This is a genomic window from Paramuribaculum intestinale, from assembly GCF_003024925.1.
GTDB lineage: Bacteria > Bacteroidota > Bacteroidia > Bacteroidales > Muribaculaceae > Paramuribaculum > Paramuribaculum intestinale.
Genome location: NZ_PUED01000082.1, coordinates 1 through 11,624, shown reverse-complemented (window position 1 = coordinate 11,624; position 11,624 = coordinate 1). Strand labels below are relative to the sequence as shown.

Below are 11,624 nucleotides of genomic sequence, written 5' to 3'. Positions count from 1 at the left end.
GTTATCTTCTCATTAGGGATGCTGAATACGAAAGTTTTACGCAGTCTGTAAAGGAAATGATTCCTAATGGAGAAGATAAGTATTATCCAATCCTCGTGAATTATTCATCAGATTTTTATGCATTGAAAGTATCGGAAGGTAAAGAAAACGGAATTTTCCTGATAGAACACGATGCTGATGGGCCAACAAAGATTCATCATTCTTTTGAGGACTTTCTTCGTACTATAATCGCTTGCTATAAGGAAAAAATCTATTTTTTGGATGATGATGGGTATCTTGATATGGACTTTGACGAAGAACAACTTATCGGCCAAAAGTATAATCCCGATATTGACTACTGGTTTGAAGATTAAGAGCAAAGTAGGTCTCTCCCAAAATACTGATGAGAATTTATCAACCGAGAGAGTCGATGCGTCCGTAAGTGCGCTATTACCTGGTGCTGGAAAGCGATGTGGACGGTGCACATGCCTCTCGCTTCCTTGGCAAATTACAGGATGTAATCAACTCCATTTAGTCAAATTACGTTTGACCGCCTTCAAATTATTGCGTCCCCACTCCGAGAGCTGATTGAGTATGGGTATAAGAGTTCTACCCAAATCGGTTAACTCGTATTCTGTGCGAGGTGGCACCTCGGCATATAGGATTCGCTTTACCAATCCGACTGATTCAAGTGTTTTCAGATGTCCTGACAATACCTTCGGAGATATGTCGGGGATTGCCCTTGACAATTCGTTGAAACGCATTACGCCGAACTCGTCAAGTATGACAAGCAGGAGCATCGACCACTTATTTGCGAAATGTGCTATCACGTTCCTCATGGGGCACGTGGCAACACATGAATATTTTTCTGAAATTTTTTCGTTCTTCATCTGTCTGATACTGACTAAAAGTGAGTTTGAAGTAAGTGGCTACTTTGGAAGTAACCTCTTGCATGGCAATATTTTGATATATAACTTTGCGCTATCCAAAGGGTAGCAGTTATCCTTTGCAAAGTTAACACAAACATAATAAACCCACAAATTATGACTGAAATCAGTATCAGCATTCCAGCATCGGCTCAACCTTCAGGCAAGGCTGTGTTCGTGATGCTTGGAACAGGCTTCGATGAAATCGAGGCTCTGGCACCCGTCGATGTCATGCGACGTGCCGGGATGGAGGTATTCACCGTCTCTATGACAGAGAACAGACTTGTAAAAGGAGCCACAGGCAACCATGTCGTTGCAGACATGTGTGTTTCCGATCTGTCTCCCGACCGGATAGACTGGCTCATATTCCCCGGTGCAGACAAATCGGAGGATGCGGTAAACCTTGACGAAATGCTGAGCGAGCTTGTGAAAGCCCATTGGGAAAAAGGAGGCAACATCGCCGCTATATGCGCCGCTCCGGCTTTGGTGCTTGGTCCGCTCGGTATCATCAACGGGGTAAAAGCCACCGGTTATCCGTTCCTCAAAGAAGACTTTGAAAATAATGGCGGGATATACTCTGAGGAGCCAGTGGTAATTGGTGACCGCCTGATAACATCCAAGGGTCCCGGAACAACCCTCGAATTCGCACTTGCCATTGTTCGCAAGGCAAAGGACCCGGATATGGAGAAGGCACTCCGTGAAGGTATGGTGATAGGTCATAGCTGACAAATGAATTTAACCTTTGAAAAGAGAATGTCCTAATCATAACAATGATTGGTCATTCTCTTTTTGCTGTCAGCATATACCCGATGCCTCGTTGATTTATCAGTGATATCGACGGATCATAACGCAGGTAATTACGAAGTTTGTGTATGAACCCATGTAGCGAATTACGACTGTATGGGTCATCGCGTTGCCATACAAGTTGCATCATAGTGGAAGCGTCGACAGTGTGGCCGACATTTACAATCAGTTCCTTCAGCAGTTTTGCTTCAATCAGCGACAATTCTATGCCTCCTGTGTCCTTATGCGAAAGTATTTGTGTAGAAAGGTCTAAGGTATAGTCTCCGATTTCAAATTGATTATCCTCCTTTATGACATTTTTTCGGAGCAATGCCTTGATGCGGACTATCAATTCGAGCATCTTGAAGGGCTTTTTAAGATAGTCATTGCCGCCAAGTTCAAACCCCTCCACAATGTCGTCAATCTCTGATTTTGCTGTTAGGAAAAGCAATGGCACATTCCGGTTTATCTGCCTGATTCGCCTCCCCATCTCAAATCCGTCCATGCGTGGCATCATCACGTCGGCGATGATAAGGTCGGCTCCATGTCGGGTAAACTTCCGAAGACCATCCTCACCATCTCCGGCTGTCATGACTTCAAAACCGTCACGCTGCAAAGTTTCTGAAACAATCATCGACAATGTCGAGTCGTCTTCCACCAATAATATCCTGTCTTTCATTGATTACTGAATTTAATTGTGAATTTGCTCCCTTTTCCGGATTTGCTCTCTACGCCGATTGACCAACCGTGTTTGTCAATAATGGATTTAACATAGAAAAGTCCTATGCCATAACCCCGCACATCACTTCTGTTACCGTGAGGCACGCGATAGAATTTACTCCATATTTCGGGTAAGGATTTATCTGGGATGCCGATTCCATTATCAGCTACATACATGCCATTGGCATCTGCCTTGATTATGATAGAAACCGATTCTCCGGAGTATTTGATGCTGTTATCTATAAGGTTGCCGATTACATTTGAGAAATGCGATGGATCTGCTTCGACAGTGGCATCACCCTGACATTCCAATATGATATCACACGGTTTGTCTGCCTTCAGCTTTTGCTGCTCTATGATGTTGGCAAGGAAATCCCGCAGGCGTATTTTCTCTTTTGCCATAGTAAGATGCTTACGTCGTTCCATACTCATGGCGAGAATATTCTCGACCAGACCCGATAGTTTCGAGAGTTGGTCGAGGGCTGCTGTCAGATATTTTTTTGTGCGCTCTTCATCCTGTGGGTCAGGGAACTGAAGCAACGAATCATTTGCCGCATAGGCGATAGCAATGGGTGTTTTCAGTTCGTGGGTCATATTGTTGGTAAAGTCATCCTTCATCTCCTCAATGGTTCGCTGACTGGCTATTACATGCAGAAGATACCAAAAACCGAATGTCAGCGCCAATGCTATAAGGGCAGATGTAATTATTACACCCCCCATCTCTCTCAGTATATTGTTTGTCAACGGAGATATATAGGCATAGTATGTCAGTTCTCCATTTACTCTATATTCTATTTCCCATAAGTCCGATGAATACTCCAATGTACCACCTGGGACTACAATATATACCTCCTCGGGATAATAGCCTGAAAAATTAAGGTCGCGGCGAAAGGCTTCCTCCATTTTGAACACATCCGGGTCTCCGATTCTTTCGGAATAACTGCCGTCATGAAGGTATTGTGCAATCATCGACATAATCTGCCTGTCAACGCGACGAAACCTCTGAGAGTAATTTAATTTCCTTAATTCCTCTGCGTCCATGGTTGTACCGACATCAGATCTCTGTAACCCGATCTGAATCCATACAACTTCATCATTCCCCACGAGACCGGCATCAATTATGCGGTCAACCATTTCAATTTGGTCAGCCCTGCTAAGACATTGCTCCACATCGTTTAGATATCGTGTTTTTATAGAGTTATACAATTGCATCATGAATATCACATTGGCGACAAAGAGCACACCGACTATGATACGCATTGAGGTAAGTATCAGCTTAAAGTGTTTCATATCAATGCAAAGTTACTAAAATCACGTCAATCATTAGATGGCCTAATCGTAAGATTAAGACTAAATAAGGGAGAATAAGGATTGAATAAGACAGGGCTACATAATTTCGCAACATGAAACATTATATACTACCATTGATTATGTTCCCTTTCATAACGCAGGGGCAAACCACCGGGCCGGACACAATAAAGGTCAAAGAACTCGGAGAAATAACTGTTGTAGCCGATGCTCAGCTCACAAGCGCTACAAAAACTGTCTATATTCCTACCGGGAATCAGAAGTCGACTGCATCCGACGGGGTTTCCTTGCTTTCGCGGATGAACATACCTCAGTTGAGTGTGAATCCGATAACAGAGACGGTAAAGACAGCCGATAATCAGGGCGTAAGCCTTTTCATAAACTTTCATCCGGTGGCGGATGAGGATGTCAGCGGTCTGAATCCGAGCGACGTGAAGCGTGTCGAGTATCTTGACTTTCCGACAGACCCGAGATTTCAGCGGGCACAACACGTTGTAAATTTCATCACCCATGCTTATTCTTACGGAGGTTATACGAAGCTCAGTGGCAAAGAACGCTTCATGATACGCAGCGGCGAGGCTTCGGTGTATTCCAAGTTCGCCTACCGCAAGATGGAATACGATGTCATGGTGTCGGGCGACTACGACTATAACTCTCATATCGGCTCTGTTTCAGACGAAATATACCGACTGGAGCCCGGAACTATCAGACGCACAAGCGGTACAGAGACCGGGAAACAGCATCAGCGAGGCTTTTACTCGGCATTACGGGCCTCATGGAATAAGAGTGATAATTTAACATTCCGCAATCTCGTTTCATATCGTCGAATCAACACTCCGATAAACCACACGTCAGGTTACGTCAGTTTTTCGAGTCTGTATCCCTCGGAAACATATCATACAGAATCACCTTCTACAAATAATGCCGTCGGCTGGGATAGCGAACTGTATGCGGCGCTGGGCAGAGGATGGTCGATCAACGGAAACTGTCAGGCAGAATTTGCCGGGAACAACACATCATCAAATTATTACGCAGGAACAGAATCTATCGAAAATCTTGCAGATGAAGACTCTTGGTTTTTGCGAGGTTCAATACAGGTCAACAAATCATTGTCAGATAAATTCACGTTATTCTCAAATGTCCTGTCCGGCGGTGGTCGCATACATATCGATTACACTGGGTCAAGCAATGCAGTCAATCGGTTCCGTCAGGCTTTTACCGGAATAACCGTCGGCATGTCATTGAATTATCAGAAAGTGTCCGGGAGCATAGACGGAGGCTATGCGTTCGAGTCAAACTATATCAATGGCAAAACTATGGACGACCGCTATCCGTTCACTCACATCAACCTGCAATATGCTCCCAACCAGAGAAATTCAATCAGTCTCTGGTTTCAATATGCCGCATTTTCGCCTGATGCCACAATGAAGAACCCCAATATAATCCGGCAATCCGAACTGATGTATATTTCCGGCAATCCCGATCTTAAGTGTTCGCGAAACACTTCCGCAAATATAAGTTATACATGGCTTCCAAGCAATAAATGGCAGCTATCTGCTTACGCCACGATGTTCCTCATCTCCAACCGACAGATAGCGGTCTATACTCCTGATGGACCAGACGGGATGATGCTAAAGAAATATCAGAATGACGGAGATTACAATCATGGGCAGATTGGAGCCAACCTTACTGGAAAGTTTATCGACGGTAGGCTGTCAATTTCCGTTTCTCCACGAATGTTGCTTTATAAGACAACCGGAAGCAACAGCATATCGTATTATCCCTTCTCGGCAAGCCTCAATGTCAATTATTATCTTGGCAGATTCTTCTTCAATGGATATTACGACACCGGCAGTAGCTATGTAGATGGAGAAAATGCTTTTCTACGAAAAATGCCCATGAGCTATTCCGTGAGTGCGGGATGGTCTTCGCGCGGCTGGAATATTCAGCTGTCAGTGGTAAATCCTTTCCAGTCTTCGTGGAAACTCAGCGAAGACACATTGACTACTCGCTGGTACGACAACAAAATGACACAGTTTGGTTCGGACTACCACCGCCGTATATCTCTGACGGTAACATACACCTTCAATTATGGGAAGAAAGTTAGTCAAACCGGAGAACTAAGCGGTGAAAAGAAAATTTCGACATCAATACTCAAATAAAAACAGCGTCATAACGCCGCCTTTTGGCGGCCGAAGTTTTTGGCAAAATGAAGGTGACGGAGGCCTTATGTTATGACAAGTAAGTGCTAAATATTCCACCACTCTGAAAATGTTGATGCCGTTATAAGCGAGATTGTATGCAGAAGATTATAAAATGTAATCGTGATGATTATCTGACGCTCAAGGTTCTCTGGGAGCGTTCAGTAAGAGCCACACATGAGTTTTTGGATGAGACCTCTATATCTGAGATAAAAGAAGCATTGATGCCCGAGTATTTTCCTAATGTCGATCTATATGCAGTTTCTGACAATGACTTTCTTGTCGGCTTTATAGGATTACATGAAGATATGATTGAAATGCTGTTTATAGACAGCGATATTCGAGGGAAGGGATACGGATCAATGTTATTGGAATTTGCGAAACAGAAGGGAGCGACAAGGGTAGATGTCAATGAACAGAATCCTTTGGCTCTTGCCTTTTATAAGTCTAAGGGATTCAGAGTAACGGGCAGGGATGAAACTGATGATGCCGGAAGACCTTTCCCGATATTACATCTCTCATTATAAAATGGTACTGGCCAGTCCCGGAAAGATGAGTCTGTGATATACCGACAACGCAGGGAAGCGGCATATCATCTCGACTCGTGGACTACCTTCATTTGTGAAGAGTGGCATAGCCCAATGTAATATTTTCAGGAGGTCGGCATTATGCTCACGGATGGATGGCGATGGAGCGCTACCTGCATTTGGCGGAACGCACCGGCTGCTTTTTGCAGAGGTGCGCCGATTGCATCGGCACAGCGTTGTGTGGCGGGCAACATGGATCTTGAAGGGTTGGGCGCGCTGGGTGATTTGAAAAAAGCCGCCAGATACTTCCGTCATCTCAGGCAATGTTAAAGTACAAAAAAGTATCGTTATGAACATAATAGAAGCTATAAAGGTGCGTAGGTCTGTCAGGAGTTTCAATGGCGCCTCAATTTCGGAGACAGACAAGGAAGAACTTACAAAAGTGATCGAGGAAGTGACAGATCCGTTTGGCGGCAGAGTCACCATAAGGCTTAAGAAGTTCGATATGAAGGGCGGCTACAAGCCGAGTACATACGGCATGATAAAGGGTGCCTGATTGACTGTTTGAAATTAAGGAATGCGCTCTAACGATGTGTGAATGTGTTTTTTTTCTTTCATCCTCAGTCGTTAAGCTCAACTGCACGCTCCCGTTTTCAAGCAAAAACACTCGAGAAAATCTCAAAAATCACTCGCAGCTAATTTGTGCAAGTTGCATACTTATCAATTGTTTTCTGTAACTTTGTGGTGCTTCGGGCGAAAACCGGTGGCTTGATTATTGCAGGTCGGCTGGCGATGCAATTCAGAAAAATCTTTTTAACTGTGTGCAGAGGTTATGCCCCACATAGGTTATGATGGTTTAGAACCGATAATTTCAAACAGACAAAACACGACTGACGATATGGAAAGTAAACACAGTCAGACAAACGGAATGCCGCTTGCAAACGAAGTCGGAGTTACGAATGCCGATGGTTTGTTCCGCGGGATAAAAGCTCGTAGTCCGCAATATGTGCTGGGCACAAAGAACGGGGATATACGCACATCAAACGTGACCGAGGAAAAGATCCTTGATGCTATAGACGATATTGAGGATAACGGATGCGTATACCTTGAAAAATGCGTGCCGGTGGTGTTGGTCAGCGATGCAAAGGCATACTCAATTGATTATTTTAAGGATAGCAGTATAGCGGTATGTTTTATGGTCAACGGGTATATGCTGCGAATGTGGCGGTCGGACGTTGATTGCGACATGGCCGCCGATATCATGTGTGACTTCTTCCGCACCGCATCGCTCCCTGATATGACCGGCTGGCACTGTCAGAAAATCCATTCCGAGCAAGAAAAGGCAGAGACGAAACTATGTGTTGACGGCGAGGATTTCCGATATTTCGGAAGTCAGGATGTGGTTATCGCATTGGATAACATCATAGAGGGGAAATCACAATGGATGCTATATGATTTCACTAATGGTGATGGGGGATATGTAAACATCCGCAGATATGACAAAGATACAGCTCTGGCTACCGGATACAAAGTTGAATATGTAAGGTGGTCGGAGCCGTTGCCTATTGGTTACAGAGGTGTTATTTTTGATGCCGGACTTCTGCGGAGCTGGCTGTGGAGTCTGATTGACGACGAGAGGTTGCCCGATCCTTTGGATGATTGGGAGAGTTTTGACGTGAATGATTATTTTGAAAGGCTGGTATTCAGATTTTTAGATGAAGAGAAAGATGAAAGGTGAATATAGCAGGCATGTGAAAACGGCAGTCAAGCTGATTTGGTCAAGTTTTGACCGCGATGAAATACGCCGCGGATACTCAATACTTATACTGGAGGCGCAAAAGGGCGATGCAGATGCGCTGGCATTCATAGCCCGCTGCTTCATGGGTGAGGAGTATGTGTGGCCGCAGGCAGGCTTCAAAGCTGACGATGAAAACGCATCGAAGCTGATGCAGAAGAGCGCGATGATGGGCAGTGCCACGGGCGTTCTTTGTGCTGCGCGAAGCGCAAACCTCACCCCTTCGGTGGAACGTGCAATGCCGTTCGCCTCGTTTAAGGAGGCGTTTGAGGAGATTCTCGGTCAGGCAGAGCGTGGCGACGCCTTCTGTTGCTACATGGTCGGCAATGTGTATTATTGGGGCGACTATCTGCGTGTCGAGCCAGACTATGCCAAGCAATTCAAAGACGAAAGCGACTATAACGCATGGGCCTGGCCGATAGCAAAGGTGTGGTACGAGCGCAGTTTCGACGGCGGACTTTGTGCCGGATGGGGCAATTACTGCGACATACGCAAATCCGGTCTCTGCGAGATTGCGCAAGATGTTTATGAGAAATATTACTTGATGCTGGCGGATATTTCACCCGTAATCTGCAATAACTACGGCTATTATCTCCGCACCGAGAAGGGCGACTCATACGGTGGGCTGTTGCGGTATGTGGAGGCTGCCCGCAGGGGCGACCCTCAGGGCGCATACAATGCAGGGCATATCTACGAAGCCGGTGAAGAAGTGGATGAGAATATCGACCTTGCATATCAACTCTATGAAATGGCTGCCAAATGCGGACATCCCGCAGGACAATTTGAGGTAGGATATTATCTGTTTGAAGGCTTCGGTGATGTGGAGCAGGACTACGCCAAGGCTGTGGAATGGTTTGAAAAGGCATACCAAAACCCGAAATGTAGCAAGACCACCCGGACGCAGACCGCCGCCTACCTCGGTTTATGCTATCAGGAGGGGCTGGGAACAGTTCAAGACGACGATGTGGCATTCGAGTATCTTCATGAAGCCGGGGAAGACATCGACAATCTATGGGAGTCAATAACCGTCAAGGTGCTCACCGCACTCGGCGTGGCGTATGCCTTCGGTCGTGGCATCGAAACGGATATAGAACTGGGATACCAATATCTTGAGGATGCTGCAAAACTTGGTTCGGAAGAAGCTAAAGAGTATATCAGCTACATCAACTCACCGGACTATGAAGCCGACGAGCGGAAAAAAGAAGAACCGGCCACTCCCGTAGCCCCGTTCTGGCAGAATGTGGCTGCAATGATCAGGGATGCGGTTGCTGCTGACCTGCGCGAAATTCTTGGACGCATCGACGATGAGCGCATTTACACAGTCGCTTTGGTCACCGACAGGTATTGCTGCTCGCTATTTCTTGCAGTGAACACCCTGGAGTACCTTGAAAGTGAAGACGAAGAGCCTGATGATGAATGCAAATGGCATCCTGATGAATGGGGGTATTCCGACGGGCATGACAGCGAACTGGTGAAGCTCAGCAAAACTCTGTGGGAAAACCACAATACTTTGCCGGGCGAAGCCTTTTTCTTCAGTGCGATGATTTCAGCGATGGCGCAGGTCAAAGACTCGGGAATATTCGGAGAAGGCACCGAAGAAATCACATTCTTCATTTCAATATCGGATGATGAAGACGCCGAGAATCTCGAAGACTCGTCGGCAATGACGCTTAACAGTCCCGAGCTGGCTGCCGCTTTCTTGAATAGAAACAGGTAATATCATATTATGGCATATTATACTGTTTACTGGCCTCAGGACTGGTTGGACGAACTAAGAAAATCAAATGACACAGGGCCTATAAAAGTAGTGTTTGGCAGCATTCACTCAAGGATGCCGTCAATAACATCGATAAAAGCGGGTGATGTCGTATTTCCGGTCTCATTACTCGACAGGCATCTCTACATAATGGCAAGACTGGAAGTGACTCATAAGGAAAGAGCCTTCGACTACTGTATAAGAGAACTTGGCACTCCTTACAGTTCCCTTATCCCTGAAGGCGTTGTCGTTAAGACATCCGACACATTCTTTTGTGCAAAAGACACTTCTTATAAAAGTATCCGGAGTGTGCCAGAAGATCTCACGATGATTATTCCTGACGACAAACCACATTGCAGGCATCAGGAGCCGTTTAATTGCTGTGCCGAATGGGCAGTATGGGGAGAGAATGGCAGTGTTATCCAACCGCGCCTCATTCCTGATGAGCTTGTGCCACTTCTTCGGTTCGGCTATCCGAAGAGTAAAGAGAAGCCATTACGAATTAATTCAAAAGGAGTCGTGTTGGCTCAAAGTATAGCCGCGACCCGGCGTTTGTCGGAGGAATCTGCAATGATTTTTGAAGGGCTCTTTGAAAACATCTGAATTCGTTTAGAGCGCGTTCCTTCTATGGTTATAAGAAAAGTTGAAGATGACAAGCGAGAGTTCATGGATTTGTTGCTCATTGGCGATGAATCGGTGGATATGATCGAAAGGTATATAGAACCGGGAAGCCTTCATGTCGGTTCGATGGACAATAAAGATGTTGCTGTGATTGTGGTAGTTGAGAATAACGATGATTCGGTTGAGATAAAGAATTTGGCAGTTGATGCCGCATTCCGTCGCAGAGGCATAGGCCGTAAGATGCTTGAATATGTGGAGAAATTGTATCCTGACAAGAGAGTAATACTTGGTACAGGCGAAACACCCTCGACACTTCGTTTCTACCGGTCTTGTGGCTATAGGTACTTCCATCGAATCCCCAATTTCTTCACTGACAACTATCCCAATCCTATTGTCGAGGAAGAGGTAACGCTTCGTGATATGGTATATCTATACAAAGATTCCCCAAAAAATGACACCGAAGAACATTTTTGACCTAGCACGCCGCGAGAAATTCCGACAATGGCTCATGGAGAACAGCTCTTGCAAAAAGGAGTGTTGGATAGCGGTAAAGCGCGGCAAGACTCCGCCTGTTGACGCATTATGGTATATCGATGCAGTCGAGGAGGCTCTCTGCTTCGGATGGATAGATTCCACGGTGAAGAATGTGGATGGCGTTACATTGCAGCGCTTCGGTCCACGAACCAAAAAGGGACGTTGGACGGAACTCAACAAGGAGCGATGCCGCCGCCTTGATAAACTTGGATAATCGACTGAATGGTAATTGGCACATCGGCGATGGCTCAATATGACATTGACGGAGCAGTGGGAATGTATAGCGGGATATTCAACAATCCCTTCATGATATGGGGCGCATACCGCCGCAGGTGGTTCAAGATAACTCTCACGGTGTCATTTCAGTTCCATCACACCCAGATGGATGATGCCCATGCCGCCCGGTTCCTCAACGTGCTTCAAAAGGAAATCTCTACCGTTTAGCTATTGCATTGAAATTGTCGAGTGCCCATT

General features: G+C 45.7%; 13 protein-coding genes and 1 pseudogene. 11 read left to right on the top strand and 3 right to left on the bottom strand.

Going from position 1 to position 11,624, the window contains the following annotated elements; genetic code table 11:
- Positions 1 to 353, top strand: a 353-nt coding sequence (locus C5O24_RS14000) for an SMI1/KNR4 family protein (protein ID WP_161553846.1), incomplete at its 5' end; no start/stop codon positions are given.
- Between the two features lie 147 nt (positions 354 to 500).
- Here the strand turns inward: C5O24_RS14000 and C5O24_RS07465 are convergent.
- Positions 501 to 869 (bottom strand): winged helix-turn-helix transcriptional regulator, encoded by a 369-nt coding sequence (locus tag C5O24_RS07465; RefSeq protein ID WP_170067071.1) that lies wholly within the window; start codon positions 867 to 869, stop codon positions 501 to 503.
- 153 nt (positions 870 to 1,022) lie between these two features.
- On the opposite strand from C5O24_RS07465, the gene C5O24_RS07460 reads away from it, so the two are divergent.
- The gene (locus C5O24_RS07460) at positions 1,023 to 1,631 is read left to right on the top strand and encodes a DJ-1 family glyoxalase III (protein ID WP_107681661.1); all 609 of its coding nucleotides are present in this window, start codon (positions 1,023 to 1,025) and stop codon (positions 1,629 to 1,631) included.
- Between the two features lie 52 nt (positions 1,632 to 1,683).
- Here the strand turns inward: C5O24_RS07460 and C5O24_RS07455 are convergent, their stop codons facing one another.
- Together C5O24_RS07455 and C5O24_RS07450 are read right to left on the bottom strand one after the other, a co-directional pair.
- Positions 1,684 to 2,367 carry a response regulator transcription factor gene (locus C5O24_RS07455; RefSeq protein ID WP_107681660.1) on the bottom strand — a complete coding sequence of 228 codons (684 nt, stop codon included), beginning with the start codon at positions 2,365 to 2,367 and terminating at the stop codon, positions 1,684 to 1,686.
- Positions 2,364 to 3,698 (bottom strand): sensor histidine kinase, encoded by a 1,335-nt coding sequence (locus C5O24_RS07450; protein WP_107681659.1) that lies wholly within the window; start codon positions 3,696 to 3,698, stop codon positions 2,364 to 2,366. The genes C5O24_RS07455 and C5O24_RS07450 overlap by 4 nt, the downstream gene beginning before the upstream one ends.
- 113 nt (positions 3,699 to 3,811) lie before the next feature.
- Between C5O24_RS07450 and C5O24_RS07445 the strand changes: the two genes are divergently transcribed.
- The 9 genes and pseudogenes from C5O24_RS07445 to C5O24_RS07405 all read left to right on the top strand — a co-directional run.
- Positions 3,812 to 5,878 (top strand): porin family protein, encoded by a 2,067-nt coding sequence (locus C5O24_RS07445; RefSeq protein WP_133165498.1) that lies wholly within the window; start codon positions 3,812 to 3,814, stop codon positions 5,876 to 5,878.
- Between the two features lie 137 nt (positions 5,879 to 6,015).
- On the top strand, positions 6,016 to 6,444 hold the full coding sequence (locus C5O24_RS07440) for a GNAT family N-acetyltransferase (protein ID WP_107035505.1): 429 nt from the start codon (positions 6,016 to 6,018) through the stop codon (positions 6,442 to 6,444).
- A 349-nt stretch (positions 6,445 to 6,793) separates the two neighbouring features.
- Positions 6,794 to 7,000 carry a nitroreductase family protein gene (locus C5O24_RS07435; protein WP_107035506.1) on the top strand — a complete coding sequence of 69 codons (207 nt, stop codon included), beginning with the start codon at positions 6,794 to 6,796 and terminating at the stop codon, positions 6,998 to 7,000.
- A gap of 342 nt (positions 7,001 to 7,342) precedes the next feature.
- A complete protein-coding gene (locus C5O24_RS07430) occupies positions 7,343 to 8,182 on the top strand; it encodes a hypothetical protein (protein WP_133165497.1) in 840 nt (279 codons plus the stop codon).
- A complete protein-coding gene (locus tag C5O24_RS07425) occupies positions 8,172 to 9,956 on the top strand; it encodes a DUF4303 domain-containing protein (RefSeq protein ID WP_161953392.1) in 1,785 nt (594 codons plus the stop codon). The genes C5O24_RS07430 and C5O24_RS07425 overlap by 11 nt, the downstream gene beginning before the upstream one ends.
- A gap of 9 nt (positions 9,957 to 9,965) precedes the next feature.
- Complete coding sequence (locus C5O24_RS07420; protein ID WP_107035509.1) at positions 9,966 to 10,598, top strand: hypothetical protein; 633 nt, start codon at positions 9,966 to 9,968, stop codon at positions 10,596 to 10,598.
- Positions 10,599 to 10,622: 24 nt separating this feature from the next.
- Positions 10,623 to 11,090 carry a GNAT family N-acetyltransferase gene (locus C5O24_RS07415; RefSeq protein ID WP_107035510.1) on the top strand — a complete coding sequence of 156 codons (468 nt, stop codon included), beginning with the start codon at positions 10,623 to 10,625 and terminating at the stop codon, positions 11,088 to 11,090.
- Positions 11,068 to 11,364, top strand: coding sequence for a YdeI/OmpD-associated family protein (locus tag C5O24_RS07410; RefSeq protein ID WP_237612990.1), 297 nt, complete (start codon positions 11,068 to 11,070; stop codon positions 11,362 to 11,364). Before C5O24_RS07415 ends, C5O24_RS07410 begins: the two co-directional genes overlap by 23 nt.
- An 8-nt stretch (positions 11,365 to 11,372) precedes the next feature.
- Positions 11,373 to 11,594, top strand: a pseudogene (locus C5O24_RS07405) (CatA-like O-acetyltransferase, family 2); the annotation flags it as partial.
- Positions 11,595 to 11,624 lie beyond the last annotated feature (30 nt).